Source organism: Leclercia pneumoniae, assembly GCF_017348915.1.
GTDB classification, from domain to species: Bacteria; Pseudomonadota; Gammaproteobacteria; order Enterobacterales; family Enterobacteriaceae; genus Enterobacter; species Enterobacter pneumoniae.
Genome location: NZ_CP071383.1, coordinates 800,240 through 820,561, shown reverse-complemented (window position 1 = coordinate 820,561; position 20,322 = coordinate 800,240). Strand labels below are relative to the sequence as shown.

Here is a 20,322-nt window from a genome sequence, read left to right as displayed (position 1 = left end):
TATCGCTGTTATTGGCTGTTGCAGTCTTTACCCTGCTCAAACCTGGCGTTGCGATCCGCCACCAGCGTTTTCACGCTCTCACCGCTATCCGGGTTCGCTTCCAGCGTGAAGTGACCGTCTACCGTCAGTAGCACCGGCTTAGTATCGCCTCCGCGTGCCGCGGCGTAATCCCGTTCCAGTTGTGCGTTATTGGCCACGCTCACCTTCTTACCGGTGGCGCAGTCCGTAAAGATCGCCGCATCCGCCATATAGAAATACATGCCGCGCATCGCCATCGGTGTCGTCGGCAGCGCCGCTTTTACTGGCTGAAGCGTATAGTTAAATTGCGATTCAATGGGGTTTCCCTCGGTATCGAGCATTTCCAGCCCTTCGCCTTTAGCCCGGAAGTAGTGCTTTTCCCCTTCATTATCGGTCAGCACCAGCTTCTCTGCGGTACGCGCCCAGTTGCCGTAACTGGCGAATGTGGCAGGTTCTTTAGCGCTCTGATAGCGCTGGTTCATTACCCAGGTACCATCTTTTTCAAGGAACAACGAGGTTTCAATGCCTTCGCAATCGGCACAAGGCAACACGCCGCGCCAGCTTTGCTGCATGGGGGCCAGCGCTTCAGATTGCGTAGGCTGAAGCGTCTGCGTTTCCGAACGGTGGTTACAGCCCAGTAATACAAACAGTGTGCTTGCGGCCATCACTGAAAAAATCGCTGTTTTCACGCTACTTTCCTTCTGAAATATGTGTGTCACGCCCTACTCCTGGGGTCGACGAATTTTACCGCGCAAAGATTTAACGGTCGATTTTTGCGATTTTGCAGACAAGCGACGCTCTTTCGACGCTCGCGTCGGCCGGGTGGCTCTTCGGCTTTTCTGCTCGGTCGTTAATTCCTGTATGACCGCCACCAGCCGCGAAAGTGCCGCTTCACGGTTTAACTCCTGGCTACGATACTCTTGAGCCTTTATCACGATCATGCCATCGCTGGTTAACAGATGATGGCTGGCGGCGAGTAACCGCTCCTTGTAATACTCTGGCAGGCTGGAGGCCCGAATGTCAAAGCGCAGATGAATTGCCGTAGAAGCCTTGTTCACATGCTGCCCACCGGCCCCCTGAGCACGGATTGCAGTGATCTCCACCTCGCTATCCGCCAGCGAGACATTGCGCGAGATGACAATCATGAGCGCTGCTGCCACGCAGTCAGATGAATTTCAAGATTATTCTGGTTATCTGACAGCCAGATGGCGCCGTCCTGAATCGTCGCCTGTAAGTTCATGGTGCGCTCTGCAAAGGCGCTAAGCTGCGCCAGTTGCTCATCGTCCAGATACCAGACGGAGAGATTGCTGTATTGTGCACATTTACTTTTATTCTGCTGCCACCAGATCTCTGCGGCACGGCTGTTATAGGCAAATAACGCCACTTCTGCTGCCTGGGTGCAGGCTTTCTTAATCCGGCGCTCGTCTGGAAGCCCCATTTCAATCCACAAATCGATACCCAGATGATCATTGCGCAGCCAGGCGTCCGGCTCCTCCTCTGCACTCAGGCCACGGGTGAACTGCAAACGCTCATGCGCATGTTTGATCCATGCCAGCAGGCGCAGCATCAGGCGCTCCTGAGTTTCAGAAGGGTGACGCGCCAGCGTCAGGGTGGCATCGAGAAACTGGTTACGATCAAGGTCAGCTACATTGACCATCGCTTTATAAATTGTCGCTTTAAGCGCCATGGGCGAACTCCTTTCTAATCAGGTTCGCATTGTAGCGAAATAATGGCCAAATGGCTGTTAATGACGCTTAAAAGCTCCACCTGGCAACCTGCTGATATTGCTTAAATGAGTATGGTATAGTCACCTTGCTAAACAGAGCTAATCTTCGTAGGCTTAGTGTTATCTCACAGTAACGTCAGCGCGCTGGCAGGAGGGGATGTGAATAATTATTGTGAGCTGATCCGCAAACGGTATGCGGAAATCGCCAGCGGAGACCTGGGGTATATCCCGGATGCGTTGGGCTGTGTGTTGAAAGTTCTGAATGACATCGCGTCGGACGACACGCTTTCAGAATCGGTCAGAGAAAAGGCGGCGTATGCCGCTGCGAATTTACTGGTGAGCGATTATGTCAATGAATGAAATCTATCAACCCATCAACTGTGATGACTATGACAATCTGGAACTCGCCTGCCAGCATCATCTATTGCTGACGCTGACGCTTAAAGATGGCGAAGTTTTGAAGGCTAAAGCCAACGATCTGGTTTCGCGTAAAAACGTTGAGTACCTGGTGGTGGAAGATGGCGGCGCAACGCGCGAGCTCCGTCTCGATAAAATTGCCAGCTTCAGTCATCCAGAAATCGGCACCGTCGTGGTGAGCGAGTCCTGATGCTTCATAACGGGCAGTCCCCTGCCCGTTATCTTTCCCACTTTAGTTGTAAACCTTTTCCTGCCTCTGCTTCCCCTTCGCACGTCACGAATTGCCCGGCTGCAGCAATCAGCGTTTCGCCATAAAAGAGAAGCGGCGTCGCCTCGCGAAGCCATGGCGGGACATTGAGTTCTTGCCAAATTTTTTTAATCTTCCGTCCGCCGTTGCGCCCCACGATGTGTACCGTTCCACTGGCTTTAAAACGCACCGATACCGGCTCGTCCTTGCGCGGCGGGCGAATATTGCCACAGGGGCTCAATGATACCGTTCCCCAGCCCTTCGGCAGCAACAGCGGGGCGTTCAGTTCCAGCCAGGGAATGACCTCTTGCGCCAGCGATGGCTGTGGTCGTACCCACCAGAGCGCCTGGCGAAATCGTCGAATTTCTCCGCCCCCCAGTTTCAGCACCGGACTGGCATCTTCTCTGGCCTGCACCACCTCGTCCCAGATACGATTCACCATCGCACGGGACGGCATTAGCGCGCCGTTTGCCGCCAGCCAACGCCGTATTAACGCGGCCCGGCGCACGGCGCTCATCGTCAGGAGCGGGATTATCTGCATCCCGCCCGCGTCATCTGTCACTGTTGCCAAATCGTCGGCCAGCAACTCATCAAGCAGTTGTTCCTGCTCAGCACACAGCGCCGCACTGCGCGCGGTCGCCTCGGCAAAGTGTGGCCAACGCTGCATGAGTTGCGGTACGACCCGCAAACGCAGGAAGTTACGGTCGTAAGCATCGTCCTGATTGCTTTCGTCATCTATCCAGCGCAGATCGTGCTGTTGCGCCCAGCTTAGCAACGAAGCGCGGGGCTCCCCAAGCAGCGGACGCAATTGATAAGTATCGGCAAAATGCGCCCGTTCGGGCATGGCAGATAACCCCGCCGGGCCGCTGCCGCGCTTCAGCGCCAGCAAGAATGTTTCGCACTGATCGTCCAGATGCTGCGCAGTGACCAGCGCCTCCCCCGGCAGCAGAGCGCTTTTAAAGGCAGCATAGCGCGCCTTACGCGCCTGCGCTTCGGTTCCCAGCCCTTCATCCTGCAGCGTGACACGTTCAACGCGCAAAGGAATGTTCCACGCCCGGCAGAGCGCTTCGCAATGCGTCACCCAGCTATCAGCGTGCGAACTCAGCCCGTGGTGGATATGGATGGCGCGCAGTTCGACGTCGGGCTCTTGTTCGCGCCAGAGCATCAGCCGATGCAGTAGCACCGTCGAGTCCAGCCCACCGCTGAATCCCACCAGCAATCGGCGGAACGGAAAAACGGCTTGTGCAAGGGCGGGAATGGTCATAGTCATTATCTGAATGATGGTTTGCCCGGCACGTTACCGGGCAAAGCGTGCGGAGGCAAGCGTTACTGCTGATAGAGCTCCAGCGGCAAGCCATCCGGATCGTTGAAGAAGGTAAAGCGCTTATCGGTGAAGGGATCGACACGTATGGCTTCACACTTCACCCCCTTCGCTTCCAGATGCGCGACGGCTTGGTCAATGTTATCGACACTGAAGGCCAGATGGCGCAAACCGCAGGCTTCTGGACGTGACGGGCGCGCGGGCGGGAACGGGAACGAAAACAGTTCAATAACATACTGGCCGTTTAGCGCCAGGTCACCTTTCCACGAGTCGCGCTCTTCACGATAAGCCTCGCTCTGCAGCGTGAATCCGAGCGTATCGCAGTAAAATGCCTTACTGACCGCGTAGTCAGAAGCAATGATGGCAATATGATGAACCTGTTTTAAACCCAGCATAGCGTCTCCTTGTTGTTGTGCCTGCACGTTATAACTGAAACTCCTTGCCAGGCAAGGGGTCAAGGCGTTTTTAAGACTCGTACCCTGTAGACGCCGTTTTCATCACGTTTTGCGCCGTGAATGTCGGTGTCGAAGCCGGGGTAGTGGCGTCCAATGGAACAGAGCATCAGCAGGAAATCGAGAACTGGCCGGCTCTGTTCGGTAATCATTTCGCCGGGCATCAATAGCGGTACGCCTGGCGGATAAGGCAGGATCATATTTGCCGAGATCCGGCCGATCAGATTCTCCAGCTCCACCGTTTCAACCTCACCTTTCACCTGCCGCTGCCAGGCGTGATGCGGCGTGAGTTTCATCTCCGGCAAAACGTCGAACGCCTGCAACATCAGACGCGGCAGATCGTGCTGGCGGATCAGTTTGTGGATCCCTTGCGCCAGATCCTGGATACGCATATTGCGATAGAAATCCGGATCTTCGGCATACAGATCCGGCAGCATATTCTTCACCCGCAAATTAAGATCGTAAGCGCGCTTAAACTCCATCAACCCACGTAAAAGCCCCATCGCCCGGGTCTTATCGATCCCGATACTGAACAAGAACAGCAGATTATAAGGGCCGGTTTTTTCAACCACGACGCCGCGTTCATCAAGGAATTTCGCTACCAGCGCCGCCGGAATACCGGTGTCGCTCATGATGCCCTGCTCATCCATGCCGGGAGTCAGGATGGTGACTTTAACCGGATCGAGGAACATATGGTCGTCGTCGGCGTCGCGGAATCCGTGCCAGTTTTCACCCGGGGCGATCGGCCAACACTCCGCTTCGTCGATCTCCTCAGGCTGCCAGATATCAAAGAACCAGCCATCTGCCTCTTCCCTCAGCCGCTGCACCTCTTTACGGAAGTGCAGCGCGCGCTCTACCGAACGGTTGATCAGCCGTTTTCCCGGGTTACCCCGTAGCATGGCGGCAGCCGTTTCGATAGAGGCCACCAGCGGATAGCTTGGTGAGGTGGTGGTATGCATCATAAAGGCTTCATTAAAGGTCTCTTCGTCATACTCGCCTTTGATATGAATGAGCGATGCCTGCGAAAACGCGGCCAACATTTTGTGCGTCGACTGGGTTTCATAGAAGACTTTGCCCGGCATGCGTTCACCGCTCATACCGCTCTTACCCGCATAGATAGGGTGAAAATTGGTATAGGGTACCCAGGCCGAGTCAAAATGAATCGAGGGGACATCCAGCGTCTGTTTTACCCAGTTGGTGTTGTAAAGCAGCCCATCATAGGTGGAGTTGGTGATCACCGCATGGACCGGCCAACTGGCCTGCACGACATTCGCCACTTTGCGTTCGATTGCCGCGTGGGTAAATTCCCGTCTCGGGATCCCGCCCAGGATCCCCAACGCATTGCGGGTGGGGGTGAGCCATAACGGCACCACGTCGCTCATCATCAACAGATGCGCCAGCGATTTATGACAGTTACGGTCAATCAACAAGGTGCTGCCTGCCGGTGCGGCATACATCCCTACGATCTTGTTCGAGGTAGAGGTGCCGTTGGTTACCATATAGCTCTGCTCAGCGCCAAAGGTGCGGGCGATGTACTCCTCCGCCTCCAGGTGCGGTCCGGTATGGTCTAGTAAGGATCCCAGCTCGGTCACCGAAATCGATACGTCGGCTTTCAGTGTATTGCCGCCGAAAAAATCATAGAACAGACAGCCGACAGGGCTTTTTTGATATGCCGTTCCGGCCATATGGCCAGGCGTACAGAAGGTGTATTTACCCTCTTTGACGTAGGTGAAAAGCGCGCGGGTAAACGGTGGGGTGATATTATCGAGGTATTCTTCGGTGTATTGCTGAATGCGTGTCGCGATGTCGTCGGCCACGCCCAGCGCGTATTCGAAAAACCACAGCGCCATACGCATATCGTGTGCGCTAACATCCATCGTCGAGTGAGTATTGATAAAGGCATACAGCGGCAGGTATTCATTGAGCTGATTGATATCACTGCACAGTTCCAGGTCGTACTCGTCCCAGTCGAAAATCACGCCGCAAATCCGCGGATTGTGCTCGATAAACTTCAGCAGGTCGGCGCTGTTTTGCGGCCAGATAAGTTGATATCCGCGTTTTTGTAACGCGTTTTCCAGCTCCTTGATGGGTTCATCTTTATAAAAGACGCCGTGCGGCCCCATGATGGCAATGATATTCACGGTCTACCTCCTTGAAAAAACATCCACTAAGGATAGCCAGGGTAGACCGCAGACATAAAAAAAGCCGCAACATTGTGCGGCTTTTAGGATTAATGAAACGCCTTAGGCGTAACCGTAGCTCATCAGTCGCTGATAACGACGGTTGAGCAGGTCTTCTTTGCTCAGCACATCGAGATCGGCCAGATCGGCCAGCAGCTGTGCTTTCAACGATGCGGCCATCGCTTCCGGATTGCGGTGCGCGCCACCCAGCGGCTCCGGGATCACGGTGTCGATCAGCTTCAGCTCTTTCAGACGCGGGGCGATAATACCCATCGCTTCTGCCGCCAGCGGCGCCTTGTCAGCGCTCTTCCACAGAATAGAGGCGCAACCTTCTGGCGAGATAACGGAATAGGTGCTGTACTGCAGCATATTCACTTTATCACCCACACCAATCGCCAGCGCACCGCCGGAGCCACCTTCACCGATAACGGTGCAGATAACCGGCACGTTCAGGCGAGACATTTCACGCAGGTTACGGGCAATGGCTTCAGACTGGCCGCGCTCTTCGGCGCCCACACCCGGATACGCGCCCGGGGTGTCGATAAAGGTGATGATGGGCATGTTGAAACGCTCAGCCATCTCCATCAGACGCAGGGCTTTACGGTAGCCTTCTGGTGCAGGCATACCGAAGTTACGACGGATCTTCTCTTTCGTTTCACGGCCTTTCTGATGACCAATGATCATCACCGGGCGACCGTCGAGACGTGCGATACCGCCCACAATGGCTTTATCGTCCGCGTAGGCGCGATCGCCTGCCAGCTCGTCAAACTCATCAAACGCCAGGCGGAGATAATCCAGGGTGTACGGACGCTGAGGATGGCGTGCCAGCTGGGCAACCTGCCATGCGCCGAGATCGGCAAAGATTTTGCGCGTCAGTTCTACGCTTTTTTCACGCAGACGATGCACTTCTTCGTCGATGTTAATATCCAGTTTTTCATCCTGACGGCTAACCGCGGTCAGAGAATCGATTTTCGCTTCCAGCTCTGCAATCGGCTGTTCGAAATCAAGGAAATTCAGACTCATAGTATTCCTGTATTAGTCAAACTCTAGTTCCACCTGCTCCGAACCAATGAGGCCGCGGAGATCGTTTAATAAACGATCGCTCGGAGAGACACGCCACGTTGCGCCAAAGCGCAGTCGTGCGCGCGCATCCGCCCTCTGATAGTAGAGATGTACTGGAATGGTCCCCGAGCGGTGGGGTTCCAGAGACTGACGGAGTCGGTTTAAAAGCTGGTCATCAATTTGCCTGTCCGTCAGCGAGATAGCAAGCCCGCGAGCATATTTTTCCCGGGCTTCGTCAATGTCCATCACTTCGCGGGCGGTCATTTTAAGCCCCCCACTGAAGTCATCAAAGCTGACCTGTCCGCTGACGATAAGTATGCGGTCTTTTTCCAGCAATTGCTGGTATTTATCCAGCGCGTCGGTGAATAACATCACCTCCAGTCGCCCGGAACGGTCATCCAGCGTACAGATGCCAATACGATTGCCGCGCTTGGTGACCATTACCCTTGCAGCAATCACGAGCCCCGCAGCCGTGGTAATTTTACCACGTTCTGTCGGATGCATGTCTTTCAGGCGGTAGCCCCCGACATAGCGCTCAATTTCTTTAATGTACTGGTTGATCGGGTGCCCCGTCAGGTACAAGCCTAACGTTTCACGTTCCCCATCCAGTACTACCTGCTCTGGCCACGGCTGGCAGTTGGCGTAAGACTGCTCAATCTGTTCTGGCTCTTCGGCCAGCACGCCGAACATATCTGCCTGGCCAATAGCTTCCGCTTTTGCATGCTGATCGGCGGCCTTCAGGGCATCGCCTAGCGAGTTCATCAGTGCGGCGCGGTGCGGCCCCAGTCTGTCAAACGCGCCGGACATGATCAATTTTTCAAGCACGCGACGGTTAAGCTTTTTCGTATCAGTTCGGGCGCACAGATCAAACAGCTCGCGAAAATAACCGCCCTCGTTGCGGGCGTCGATGATCGCTTCGATAGGACCTTCACCTACCCCTTTGATCGCGCCAATGCCGTACACAATCTCCCCGTCGTCGTTAACGTGGAAATGGTACAGGCCCGAGTTGATATCCGGCGGCAGGATCTTTAACCCCATACGCCAGCATTCGTCTACCAGGCCAACCACCTTCTCGGTGTTGTCCATATCGGCCGTCATGACCGCAGCCATAAACTCCGCGGGATAGTGCGCCTTTAGCCACAGCGTTTGATACGAGACCAAAGCATAGGCCGCAGAGTGCGATTTGTTAAATCCATAACCGGCGAATTTCTCTACCAGGTCGAAGATTTTCATCGCCAGTTCGCCGTCGATGCCGTTCTTTTTCGCGCCGTCTTCAAAGATAGAACGCTGCTTGGCCATCTCTTCCGGCTTTTTCTTACCCATCGCACGACGCAGCATGTCCGCGCCGCCGAGGGTGTACCCGGAGAGAACCTGGGCTATCTGCATCACCTGTTCCTGATACAGGATGATGCCGTAGGTCGGCTCCAGTACCGGCTTCAGGCTCTCATGCTGCCACTGGACGTCCGGATACGAGAGCTCTTCACGGCCGTGTTTACGGTCAATAAAGTTATCTACCATGCCGGACTGTAGCGGCCCCGGACGGAACAGGGCCACCAGTGCGATCATATCTTCGAAGCAGTCAGGCTGCAGACGTTTGATCAGATCTTTCATGCCGCGGGATTCAAGCTGGAAGACCGCTGTAGTCTCCGAGCGCTGCAGCATATCGAAACTTTTCTTGTCGTCGAGCGGGATGGCGGCGATGTCAATCGGCTCCAGTCCCTGCTTTGCCCGACGTGGGTTGATCATTTTTAACGCCCAGTCGATGATAGTGAGCGTTCGCAGACCCAGGAAGTCAAACTTCACCAGGCCCGCGTATTCTACGTCGTTCTTATCGAACTGCGTGACCGGGTGTGAGCCCGTTTCATCGCAATACAGCGGCGCAAAATCGGTAATTTTAGTTGGTGCGATAACCACGCCACCGGCGTGCTTACCGGCGTTACGTGTTACGCCTTCAAGCTTACGCGCCATGTCGATCAGCGCTTTAACCTCTTCGTCGGCCTCGTAAATTTCCGGCAGCTGCGGCTCGGCTTCAAAGGCTTTCGCCAGGGTCATACCGGGATCAGGCGGCACCAGTTTTGAGATGCGGTCGACGAAGCCATAAGGGTGCCCCAGCACGCGGCCAACGTCGCGGATAACCGCTTTCGCCGCCATAGTACCGAAGGTAATGATCTGGGATACCGCATCACGGCCATACATATCCGCAACGTGTTCAATGACCTGGTCGCGCTTCTCCATGCAGAAGTCGACGTCGAAGTCAGGCATCGAGACACGTTCCGGGTTAAGGAAACGTTCGAACAGCAGGTCAAATTCCAGCGGGTCGAGATCGGTAATTTTTAGCGCGTAGGCGACTAATGAGCCCGCACCAGAGCCACGGCCCGGCCCAACCGGCACGCCGTTATCCTTCGACCACTGGATAAACTCCATTACGATAAGGAAGTACCCAGGGAAGCCCATCTGGTTGATAACCTGAAGCTCGATATCCAGGCGTTCGTCATATTCAGGACGCTTTTCTGCCCGAACCGCCGGATCGGGGAAGAGGAATTCGAGACGCTCTTCCAGCCCCTCTTTCGATTTCATGACCAGGAAATCTTCGGTGGTCATATCCCCGGTCGGGAACTGCGGCAGGAAATACTCGCCCAGGCGTACCGTGACGTTACAACGTTTTGCAATCTCAACGCTGTTTTCTAGCGCTTCGGGGATATCAGAGAAGAGTTCACACATCTCCTCTTCGCTGCGCATGTACTGTTGCGCAGAGTAGTTGCGCGGGCGCTTGGGGTCGTCGAGCGTAAAACCGTCGTGAATGGCGACGCGAATTTCATGCGCGTCAAAGTCGTCAGCGTTAATAAAGCGAACGTCATTGGTTGCGACCACCGGCAAACCGTGCGCTTCAGCAAGCGCAACCGCCGCATGAAGGTAGCTCTCTTCATCAGGACGACCGGTACGAATCAGCTCCAGGTAAAAACGGTCCGGGAAATGCGTCTGATAAAAGTCGACACACTGCTCGACCAGCGCGCTGTTACCACGCATCAGGCATTTACCTAAGTCACCCATGCGTCCGCCGGAGATCAGCAGTAGCCCTTCATTTAGTTCGGCCAGCCACTCTCTGTCGATCCAGGGGCCCAGCGCGCCGTAGCCACGCTGATAGGCGCGGGAAATTAACAACGTCAGGTTCTGATAACCGGTATTGTTCATCGCCAGGACGGAGATTTGGGTCATTTCATCAGCGAGCAGTTCGCTCTGAACGTGGAAATCCGCCCCGATGATCGGTTTCATCCCGGCGCCGTGCGCTGCCCCGTAGAACTTCACCAGACCACACAGGTTAGTAAAATCGGTGATCGCCAGCGCAGGCATGCCGAGTGCAGCCGCCTTTTTTACCAGCGGCCCGGTTTTCGCCAGCCCATCAATCATGGAGTAGTCGCTGTGCACCCGCAGGTGTACGAAACGTGGTTCAGCCATCTTCAGATTCCGCGTTACTTAATTGCTTGCGTCTTGATTCAGGACACCTGTCCCATCGCGCGTTTCACCGGCCCAAAACTGCGGCGGTGATGTTCCGTTGCGCCATGTTCTGCCAGCCTTTCCAGATGGAAAGCGGTAGGATACCCCTTGTGCTGGCCGAAGCCGTACTGGGGAAATGTGAGATCCAGCGCGGCCATCTCGGCATCGCGAGTGACCTTAGCAAGAATGGAGGCCGCACTGATTTCCGCGACACGGCTGTCGCCTTTCACCACCGCCAGGAAGGGCATTGGCAATGCCGGACAGCGATTACCATCAATCAGCACATATTCCGGCACAATTGCCAGCCCCGCCACCGCGCGCTGCATCGCCAGCATGGTGGCATGGAGAATATTCAGCTCGTCAATTTCATGCGGTTCTGCGCGCCCGAGGCTCCAGGCCAGCGCCTTCTCTTTGATCTCATCGTATAACGCCAGGCGACGTTTTTCTGAGAGCTTTTTTGAATCGTTTAGCCCGACGATGGGGCGAGCCGGATCGAGAATAACGGCAGCAGTCACCACCGCCCCTACCAGCGGCCCACGACCGACTTCATCCACACCCGCCACCAGGTGCGTGTGTGGATAGATAAATTCCATCATTTTGCTAACTCCAGCACCGCATCTGCCGCTTGCTCATCGGCATTACAGCGGATCTGCTGATGCAGTTCGCGGAAGGTATCGTGCATCTCATGACTGGTTTCGCCATTGGCCAGCAACGGCAGTAGCGCCTCGGCAAGCTGATGCGGTTGACACTCATCCTGCAGCAATTCTTTAACCAGCTCGCGCCTGGCGAGCAGGTTTGGCAACGAAACATAGTCCGTCTTCACCAGACGTTTCGCCAGCCAGAAGGTGAACGGCTTCATGCGATAGCCGACCACCATCGGGCATTTGGCTAGCATGCACTCCAGCGCTGCCGTTCCTGAAGCGAGCAGCGCGGCATCGCTTGCCACCATTGCTTCCCGCCCTTTACCGTCCAGCAGGCGGACATGCAGTTCTGGCGCAACTTCCGCTTTGATGCGTTCAAATTGCTCGCGCCGTTTCGCATTGACCAGCGGCACGACCACTTCCAGGTCGGGGTAGGTTTGGCGGAGGATCTGCGCCGTTTTCAGAAAATCGGCGCTGAGCATCTCCACTTCCGCACCACGACTGCCGGGCAGCAGAGCCATGCAGTGTACGTCGTGTGGAATACCTAATACATCACGTGCTGCGTTTTTATCAGGATCCAGCGGCATGGCATCGGCCATGGTGTGGCCGATAAAGCGGCACGGAACATTGAATTTGTCGTAAAACGCTTTTTCGAAAGGCAGGAAGGCCAGTACCAGATTGGTCGATCTGCCTATTTTGAAAACGCGTTTCTGTCGCCACGCCCAGACGGACGGACTGACATAATGAATGGTTTTAATGCCCTTCTTTTTCAAATTCCCTTCAAGGGTAATATTGAAATCGGGCGCGTCGATACCGACAAACACATCGGGCTCGAGTTCGGTAAAACGACGGGTAAGATCGGCACGAATGTGCAGCAGACGACGCAGGCGACCCAGCACTTCAACAATGCCCATCACCGCGAGCTCTTCCATTTCGTACCAGGCTTCACAACCTTCGGCCTGCATCAGCGGGCCAGCCACCCCCACAAAGCGGGCGTTGGGTACGCGGGCTTTGAGCGCGCGAATAAGGCCGGCACCAAGAATATCGCCGGAGGTTTCTCCGGCGACCAGGGCTATCGTAAGCGGGCGGTTATCAACCATTAACGAATCAGGCCGCGGGTTGAGCGTTCAAAGAACTCGGTGAACGCCTTCACCTCAGGGTGCTGTTCCGCCAGGGCAGAAACTTCCGGCTTAGCCTCTTCCAGCGTTTTACCGCTACGGTACATAATTTTGTACGCATTGCGGATCGCGGTAATGGCTTCGCGCGTAAAGCCACGACGCTTCAGACCTTCGATATTGACGCCAAACGGCGTTGCGTGGTTGCCCTGCGCAATCACATACGGCGGGACATCTTGCGCCACACCGGAGCAGCCGCCGACCATCACGTGTGCACCAATGATGCAGAACTGATGGACTGCGGTCATGCCACCAATGATTGCGAAATCGTCAACCGATACGTGTCCCGCCAGCGTTGCATTGTTGGCGAGGATGCAGCGGTTGCCTACCGTACAGTCGTGCGCAATATGCGCATTGACCATAAAGAGGTTATCGCTGCCCACCTTCGTCAATCCACCACCCTGAGTTGTGCCACGATGAATGGTGACGCTTTCGCGAATGCGGTTACGATCGCCGATTTCCACACGGGTCGGCTCACCAGCATATTTAAGATCCTGATTAGCTTCACCGATGGAGGCGAACTGATAAATCTCATTATCGCGTCCAATGATCGTATGACCATTAACGACAATGTGAGATTTCAGTACGGTACCCTCACCAATTTCGACATGGGGTCCAACAATACAGAACGGGCCAATATGGACATTGGCACCAATAACGGCACCCTCTTCCACAATGGCGGTTGGATGAATAAAGGCGGATTTATCAATCACGTATCAGGCCTCCCGGCTACGCGCACACATCATGGTAGCTTCGCAAACAACTTTGCCGTCAACCAGAGCAACACCTTTGAAGCGAGTCAGGCCGCGACGCGTTTTCTCAAAAGTCACTTCCATGATCATCTGATCACCTGGTACGACTGGGCGCTTAAAGCGCGCTTCATCGATACCAGCGAAGTAATACAATTCACCCGGCTCCAGTTTACCCACGCTTTTAAACGCCAGAATACCGGTTGCCTGAGCCATTGCTTCCAGGATCAATACACCCGGGAAGATAGGCTTACCAGGGAAATGCCCCTGGAAGAATGGCTCATTTACGGAGACATTTTTCACTGCGCGCAGAAAACGACCTTCTTCAAAATCCAGCACACGATCTACCAGTAAGAACGGGTAGCGGTGAGGCAGAAGCTCTAAAATCTCTTCAATATGCAGAGTATGAGTGTCAGTAGTCAAAATACTCTTCCTGTCTAAAAATTCTGAATAGCAATAATAACACGGCCTGCCGGTTTAAAAGAAAGCCGACAGGCCGGGAAGTTTGCGTTACATGAATGAACGCTTAGTCTTGTTGATCGAATTTGCGCTCAATAGCCTTGAGGCGCTTGCTCATATCATCAATATTCATCACCAGAGCAGCTGTTTTACGCCACACCTTATTAGGTTGCAGCGGAATGCCCGAGGAATATACGCCCGGCTCGGTGATAGGACGCATAACCATACCCATCCCGGTCACCGTCACTTTGTCGCATATTTCCATATGCCCGTTAATGACGCTGGCACCGCCAATCATACAGTAACGGCCAATCTTCAGGCTGCCAGCCATAATCACGCCACCAGCAACGGCAGTATTGTCGCCAATCACTACATTATGTGCAATCTGGCATTGATTATCGATGATAACACCATTACCGATTATCGTGTCATCCAGCGCGCCACGGTCGATTGTGGTGCATGCGCCGATTTCAACGCGATCGCCGATGATCACGCGCCCCAACTGCGGGATCTTCACCCAGTTGCCGCGATCGTTGGCATAACCGAACCCATCCGAACCGATAACGGTGCTGGACTGGATTAGGCAGTTTTCGCCAATTTCAATCTCATGGTAAACCGAGACGTTGGCCCACAAGCGAGAACCTGCGCCAATTTTGGTTTTTTTACCTACGAAGCAACCCGCGCCGATGACCACGTTATCGCCCAGCACAACGTCTGATTCAATAACCGCATTCGGGCCGATAGAAACGTTATTACCCAGCTGCGCCGTCGGGTCAATCACCGCACTGGGTGCGATGTTATGCGCTGGCTGCGGCGTGGTATCAAGAATTTGTGCCATACGGGCATACGTCAGGTAGGGGTTTTTTACTACCAGCGCGCTTCCGGAGGCAAAAGGCAGATCGTCCATCGTCAGCACGACAGCAGACGCCTGGCATTGAGCCAGATGTTCACGGTATTTAGGACTTACCATGAAAGTGATATTGCCTGCTTTAGCGGATTGCATGGACGCAACAGCGGTGATGACGATATCGCCATCACCGTGTAATTCTGCATCCAACTGCTGAGCTAAATCAGCCAGTCGAATTGAAGGCATTACTTATTTAACCTGTTTCAGTACATCAGCGGTGATGTCTTTTACATCGCTGCTGTTGAAGGCAACGGCGTTAGCATCTACAACCAGATCGATGCTCTGATCGGCAGCAACGCTTTTCACAGCTGACTGGATACGGGTAACCAGTTTGCCACGTTCTTCGTTAGAGCGACGTTGACGATCTTGCTCGAAAGCCTGTGCTTTCTGAGAGAAGGTCTGGCGCTGAGCCATTACGTCTTTCTCCAGCTTGCTGCGCTCGCTTGCTTTCATGGTAGAACCATCACGCTGCAGACGCTGCATTTTAGATTGCAGATCGTTTTCCATGCGCTGAAGTTCGCCAGCACGGCCTTTGAACTCGTTCTCCAGTGTTGCAGAAACACCGGTTTTCTGCGCAACCTGCTGGAACAGGTTACCCATGTTCACGATTGCAATTTTGTCCGCTGCCTGAGCAGAGGTAGCCATCGCTAAACCGAGGCCTGCAGCTAATAACCACTTTTTCACAATTAACTCCTTACCATCCCATTGGCACCCGAAGGTACCGTTCTTTGCGTGGCAAGGCGATCATGCGATCGCCAGTTGTCAGCGCTACACTGCCATCACATTCCTTTGCTGCGGATAATTACCAGGTTTTACCAATGTTAAACTGGAATTGTTCCGCTTTGTCTCCATCGTATTTCTTAAACGGCTGGGCGTAGGAGAAGACCAACGGCCCCAGCGGTGACATCCATTGTAATGCGATACCTGCAGACATGCGAATGTTGCCTGGATCGCTATAGTCTGGAACACCTGCCGCACGCATCTGAGCCGTGTTATCCCAGTTGGTATCCCATACGGTACCCGCATCCCAGAAGAAGGAAGTACGTACGGAGTTAGCATACTTGTCGCTGATAAACGGCGTCGGTGTGATGAACTCCAGGCTGGCGACAGCCATTGCGTTACCGCCCACTGCGTCATCGGAACTACAGACTTCGCTTGAGGAGCTCTTCGCGCAGTTATCTTCGTCATTACCGCCGTAGTAGACCGCTTTCGGACCAATGTTATTGGACTGGAAGCCACGTACGGTGCTGGAACCACCTGCATAGAAGTTTTCGTAGAATGGCAGCTCTTTGCCACTCAACCCATCACCGTAACCCCAGCGGGTACGACCCAGGACAACCCATTTATGATCGTCGTCGATTGGGAAGTAGGACGCGGTATCCAGCGTTACTTTGTAGAACTCGTTATCGGAACCTGGGATAGTTACTTTACCGTTCAGGTTGACACGTGAACCTTCCGTCGGGAAGAAACCACGGTCAAGGCGGTTATATGTCCACCCGTAGTTGAAGGTGAAGTCATCCGCAGCAAAGCCATTGTCATCGCTGGAAGTGCTAGCTGATTGCCCGATAGAGTCCAGATAACGCCACATCGCCACCTGCGGCTGCATGTTGGACAGGTCGTTATGTACGTAACCTAAACCTGCACGCAGGGTGTTGTATTCGTTAATCGGGAAGCCAAGTGTTCCATCCAGACCATAACTTTTGTTGGTATAGGAGGACAGATCGGCATCGTCAGCTTTAAAGTCGTTATAGAAAATACGACCACCGAGACTCACACCGTCAACGGTGAAGTACGGGTTAGTGACGGAGAACTCTGAGTAGGTCTGATAGTCATTCTTGGTACCGTTGATACCGACGGAATAACCCGTGCCCAGCCAGTTATCCTGCTGAACGCCCACCTGGAAGCTCACGCCACTTTCCGTACCGTAGCCAACACCGAAGTTGAAGCTACCGGTGTTACGCTCTTTAACCTTATAAACCACGTCGACCTGATCCGGACGGCCAGGCACGCGTTGGGTATCGGTATCGACCGTTTCAAAGTAGCCCAGACGGTTCAGACGCTCTTTACCCTGGTCAACTAAATCGCTGCCAAGCCAGGCCCCTTCCATCTGACGCATTTCGCGACGCAGAACGGCATCTTTGGAGGTGTCGTTTCCTTCAAAACGGATCTTACGCACGTAGAAACGGTTACCTGCATCGACATTCACGTGCAGCTTAACGGTTTTATCCGTGTCGTTGATTTCTGGCTGGGTCTGAACGCGTGGGTAAGCGTAACCATAACGGCCGAGCAGCTTTTTAATGCCGTCTTCCATTTTGGTGACTTTCGCACCGCTATACAGTTCACCCGGCTGCAGTTTGGTCAGGCTCTCGATCTCAGCAGAATGGCCGGCGAGGTTACCGCTCACTTCAACACCAGAAAGCGTATATTTATCGCCTTCAGTAATGTTAACGGTAATGTAGATGCCTTTCTTGTCCGGAGTCAGACTCACTTGCGTTGAGTCGATATTGAAACGGGCATAGCCGCGGTCCAGATAGTAACTACGCAGGGTTTCAAGGTCGCCCGCCAGTTTCTGTTTCTGGTATTTGCGATCGCCTACCACGTTCCACCACGGCACTTCGTCGCGCAGCTGGAAAGTGGAGATCAGTTCATCGGTGCTGAACGCATGGTTGCCCACGATGTTGATCTGCTGGATTTTCGCGGACACCCCTTCCTGGAAGACAAGCTTCAGGTCAACGCGGTTACGCGGCAGCGGGGTCACAACGGCTTTTACGCTCGCGCTGTATTTACCCACGCTGTAGTAGAAATCTTCCAGCCCTTTTTCGATATCAGAGAGGGTAGTTCGGTCCAGGGATTCACCGACACGCACGCCAGACGCTTCAAGGTTCTGCTTGAGCATATCGTCTTTCACCGACTTGTTGCCGGAGAAGGTGATGCTGGCAATCGTCGGGCGTTCCTTCACCTGAACCAGTAAAGTATCACCATCGCGCAGGACGCGGACGTCCTCGAAGTTGCCAGTGGCAAACAACGCGCGAATGGTATTACTGATGTCTTCATCATTAACCGTGTCGCCTTGGCGCACTGGCATACTGAGGAGGGCCGCACCAACGGCGACACGCTGAAGACCTTCGAAATGAATATCCTTCACTACGAACCCTTCAGCACCGTATACGGTGGCGCTGCTAAACAGCAGCGACGCTATGAGCAACTTTTTCATCGCCATCGTTATTATGCGTTCTTCCTAACTATCTCTATTACAACCGAGAAAAATCATTGAAAAGTGCAAGCCCCATTAACAGCACCAGCAAAATCGAGCCAATGCGATAACTAAAGTCTTGAACTCGCTCGGACACCGGCCCGCCTTTTAGCTTCTCAATCGCTAAAAACAGCAGATGCCCCCCGTCTAACACCGGAAGTGGGAACAGGTTGATTATCCCGAGGTTCACGCTAATGAGCGCAAGAAACATCAGGTAGTAAATCACCCCGAACTCTGCTGACATCCCAGCCCCCTGAGCGATCGAAATCGGCCCACTGAGGTTGTTCAGTTTTACGTCACCAGTAATCAATTTCCCCAGCATTTGAACCGTCAGCTTCATCATTTGCCATGTTTTATCCGTGGCTTCAAGAATGGCGCTGAACGGCCCATACTGGCGTATTGTCTTGTACTCATCAGGCAGCGGGATCACTTTTGGCACCACGCCAGCAAACCCCTCAGCCTTTCCGCCACCCGATTTAGTATCCGGGATAAGCGTTAAGGAGAGCGGACTCCCCTGCCTTTCAACCTCCAGCGCCAACGGCGTACCTGGATTATCGCGCACCAGATTAACAAAGGTCATCCACTGCGTTAATGGCTGACCATCGACTTTAACGATCCTATCGCCCGCTTGCAAACCTGCTTTGCTTGCGGCGGACCCATCCTGTACTTCTGCAAGCACGGATTCAATCTGCGCACCGCGCGGACGGATACCCAATGCAGCAACGGGATCTTCTTTATCTGGTTCGAATGCCCAGTGGCGTAAATCCAGAACCTTATTCTGACGCTGGTTATCGCCAAAGTTTGCAACGCTTAGCGTGGTCTGCTCATCACCAATTTTGGCAACCAGCTGCAACCGCACCGCATCCCAATCAGGGGTTTCGATACCATCAATCGCTTTAAGTTCCATGCCTGGGGCAATTTGCGCGCTCGCCGCGATGGAGTTGGGAGTTATTTCACCAACAACCGGACGAACACCAGGGACACCGATGATAAACACCAGCCAGTAGGCGAAAGCGGCGAAGATAAAGTTTGCTACCGGACCGGCAGCGATGATGGCGGCGCGCTGGCCGACAGATTTGGTATTGAACGCGTAGTGGCGCATTTCGGGTGCGACCGGCTCTACGCGCTCATCAAGCATTTTAACGTAACCCCCGAGCGGAATAAGGGCGATTACAAATTCTGTTCCCTGGCGATCGGTACGGCGCCAGAGAGCCTTACCAAAGCCGATAGAGAAACGCTCTACCCGCACGCCACAGCGCCGAGCAACCCAGAAATGGCCAAATTCATGCACGGTAATTAACACACCCAGTGCAACGATGAATGCCGCCAGATTCCAGAGAATGCTAAGCATAAAACCTTCCGTTAAATCGTTCCAAATACCAGCAAAAACAGGCAAGCAAACACCGGAACGGCTGCTGTCAGGCTGTCTATACGATCCAGGATACCACCGTGCCCCGGAATCAGATGGCCACTGTCTTTAATCCCTGCTTCACGCTTGAACATGCTCTCGGTTAAATCGCCCAGCACGGAGGCCAGAGCCGCAATAATAGAGCAAACCAGCAATGTTAGCGGAGCCACCTCGAGGTTGGCCCAAACGCCATATCCCCAGGAGATAATCGCTGCGGTAAACAGCCCGCCGATGAACCCCTGCCAGGTCTTACCCGGTGACACTTTTGGTGCCAGTTTATGTTTGCCAAACAGTTTACCAAACATATAGGCACCGGAGTCAGCCCCCCAGACGAGAATCATCACATAAAGCAACCAGATTGCGCCGCTGTAGTGGTTATCGTCATAGTGCCAGGCTCGCAGCGCGAGCATTCCCCAAAAGAAGGGAACGATGGTGAAGAGCCCGAAAATCAGGCGCAGCGTTTTAGAGTTACGCCATAGCGCTGCCGAACCCGGATAGAAGAGCACCAGCAATAGCGCAGCCAGCCACCAGACCAGCGATAGCCACAGCGATCCCGCGACCAGAGGTTGATGGATATTATGATGATACTCCGGCAGCATAAACAGCATCAGCGCCAGAATCAGGCCGCAGAGTACCGCCAGCCATACCCGCTGTGAGCGCGAAGTAAAACCACTAAGTTGCCCCCATTCCCACGCTGCCAGCATACAGACAACCAGCGTAACAATGGCAAATCCCACCGGAGGCAATAGAAACAGCGCCGCGATGACAATGGGTATTAAAACAAAAGCAGAAATCAGGCGATACTTCAGCAA

General features: G+C 54.0%; 19 protein-coding genes. 2 read left to right on the top strand and 17 right to left on the bottom strand.

Features of this window, described 5'->3' with window-relative positions; all coding sequences use genetic code 11:
• Positions 1-8: 8 nt before the first annotated feature.
• From nlpE to JZ655_RS03785, 3 genes are read right to left on the bottom strand one after another with little or no spacing between them, the layout of a single operon-like run.
• Complete coding sequence (gene nlpE / locus JZ655_RS03795) at positions 9-707, bottom strand: envelope stress response activation lipoprotein NlpE (protein ID WP_207293033.1); 699 nt, start codon at positions 705-707, stop codon at positions 9-11.
• Positions 708-740: 33 nt separating this feature from the next.
• Positions 741-1,163: an alternative ribosome rescue aminoacyl-tRNA hydrolase ArfB gene (arfB, locus tag JZ655_RS03790; RefSeq protein WP_207293032.1), complete on the bottom strand. Its 423-nt coding sequence runs from the start codon at positions 1,161-1,163 to the stop codon at positions 741-743.
• Positions 1,160-1,705 carry a YaeQ family protein gene (locus JZ655_RS03785; protein WP_040077074.1) on the bottom strand — a complete coding sequence of 182 codons (546 nt, stop codon included), beginning with the start codon at positions 1,703-1,705 and terminating at the stop codon, positions 1,160-1,162. Before JZ655_RS03785 ends, arfB begins: the two co-directional genes overlap by 4 nt.
• A 198-nt stretch (positions 1,706-1,903) precedes the next feature.
• Here JZ655_RS03785 and JZ655_RS03780 point away from each other — a divergent pair, with 198 nt between their 5' ends.
• Together JZ655_RS03780 and rof are read left to right on the top strand one after the other, a co-directional pair.
• Positions 1,904-2,104, top strand: coding sequence for a YaeP family protein (locus tag JZ655_RS03780; RefSeq protein ID WP_040077076.1), 201 nt, complete (start codon positions 1,904-1,906; stop codon positions 2,102-2,104).
• Positions 2,091-2,351 carry a Rho-binding antiterminator gene (gene rof, locus JZ655_RS03775; RefSeq protein WP_040077077.1) on the top strand — a complete coding sequence of 87 codons (261 nt, stop codon included), beginning with the start codon at positions 2,091-2,093 and terminating at the stop codon, positions 2,349-2,351. Before JZ655_RS03780 ends, rof begins: the two co-directional genes overlap by 14 nt.
• 28 nt (positions 2,352-2,379) lie before the next feature.
• Here rof and tilS read toward each other — a convergent pair whose 3' ends face one another.
• From tilS to cdsA, 14 genes are all read right to left on the bottom strand, one after another.
• Complete coding sequence (tilS, locus tag JZ655_RS03770) at positions 2,380-3,672, bottom strand: tRNA lysidine(34) synthetase TilS (protein WP_207293031.1); 1,293 nt, start codon at positions 3,670-3,672, stop codon at positions 2,380-2,382.
• A gap of 62 nt (positions 3,673-3,734) precedes the next feature.
• Positions 3,735-4,124: a VOC family protein gene (locus tag JZ655_RS03765; protein WP_040077080.1), complete on the bottom strand. Its 390-nt coding sequence runs from the start codon at positions 4,122-4,124 to the stop codon at positions 3,735-3,737.
• Between the two features lie 59 nt (positions 4,125-4,183).
• Positions 4,184-6,322 carry a lysine decarboxylase LdcC gene (locus JZ655_RS03760; RefSeq protein WP_040077081.1) on the bottom strand — a complete coding sequence of 713 codons (2,139 nt, stop codon included), beginning with the start codon at positions 6,320-6,322 and terminating at the stop codon, positions 4,184-4,186.
• Positions 6,323-6,424: 102 nt separating this feature from the next.
• On the bottom strand, positions 6,425-7,384 hold the full coding sequence (accA, locus tag JZ655_RS03755; RefSeq protein ID WP_040077082.1) for an acetyl-CoA carboxylase carboxyl transferase subunit alpha: 960 nt from the start codon (positions 7,382-7,384) through the stop codon (positions 6,425-6,427).
• 12 nt (positions 7,385-7,396) lie between these two features.
• Entirely contained in the window at positions 7,397-10,879 is a 3,483-nt protein-coding gene (gene dnaE, locus JZ655_RS03750; RefSeq protein ID WP_040077083.1) for a DNA polymerase III subunit alpha, read from the bottom strand.
• 38 nt (positions 10,880-10,917) lie between these two features.
• Positions 10,918-11,514, bottom strand: coding sequence for a ribonuclease HII (gene rnhB, locus JZ655_RS03745; RefSeq protein ID WP_207293030.1), 597 nt, complete (start codon positions 11,512-11,514; stop codon positions 10,918-10,920).
• Positions 11,511-12,659: a lipid-A-disaccharide synthase gene (lpxB, locus tag JZ655_RS03740; protein ID WP_207293029.1), complete on the bottom strand. Its 1,149-nt coding sequence runs from the start codon at positions 12,657-12,659 to the stop codon at positions 11,511-11,513. Before lpxB ends, rnhB begins: the two co-directional genes overlap by 4 nt.
• Positions 12,659-13,447, bottom strand: a complete 789-nt coding sequence (gene lpxA / locus JZ655_RS03735; protein ID WP_040077086.1) for an acyl-ACP--UDP-N-acetylglucosamine O-acyltransferase — start codon at positions 13,445-13,447, stop codon at positions 12,659-12,661. The genes lpxB and lpxA overlap by 1 nt, the downstream gene beginning before the upstream one ends.
• A 3-nt stretch (positions 13,448-13,450) precedes the next feature.
• Entirely contained in the window at positions 13,451-13,906 is a 456-nt protein-coding gene (gene fabZ, locus JZ655_RS03730) for a 3-hydroxyacyl-ACP dehydratase FabZ (protein WP_007373234.1), read from the bottom strand.
• A gap of 103 nt (positions 13,907-14,009) precedes the next feature.
• On the bottom strand, positions 14,010-15,035 hold the full coding sequence (gene lpxD / locus JZ655_RS03725) for a UDP-3-O-(3-hydroxymyristoyl)glucosamine N-acyltransferase (RefSeq protein ID WP_040077087.1): 1,026 nt from the start codon (positions 15,033-15,035) through the stop codon (positions 14,010-14,012).
• Positions 15,036-15,038: 3 nt separating this feature from the next.
• Positions 15,039-15,533, bottom strand: coding sequence for a molecular chaperone Skp (skp, locus tag JZ655_RS03720; protein WP_040077088.1), 495 nt, complete (start codon positions 15,531-15,533; stop codon positions 15,039-15,041).
• 118 nt (positions 15,534-15,651) lie between these two features.
• Entirely contained in the window at positions 15,652-18,069 is a 2,418-nt protein-coding gene (bamA, locus tag JZ655_RS03715; protein ID WP_040077089.1) for an outer membrane protein assembly factor BamA, read from the bottom strand.
• Positions 18,070-18,100: 31 nt separating this feature from the next.
• Positions 18,101-19,453 carry a sigma E protease regulator RseP gene (rseP, locus tag JZ655_RS03710; protein ID WP_040077090.1) on the bottom strand — a complete coding sequence of 451 codons (1,353 nt, stop codon included), beginning with the start codon at positions 19,451-19,453 and terminating at the stop codon, positions 18,101-18,103.
• A gap of 11 nt (positions 19,454-19,464) precedes the next feature.
• Positions 19,465-20,322 carry a phosphatidate cytidylyltransferase gene (gene cdsA / locus JZ655_RS03705; RefSeq protein WP_040077091.1) on the bottom strand — a complete coding sequence of 286 codons (858 nt, stop codon included), beginning with the start codon at positions 20,320-20,322 and terminating at the stop codon, positions 19,465-19,467.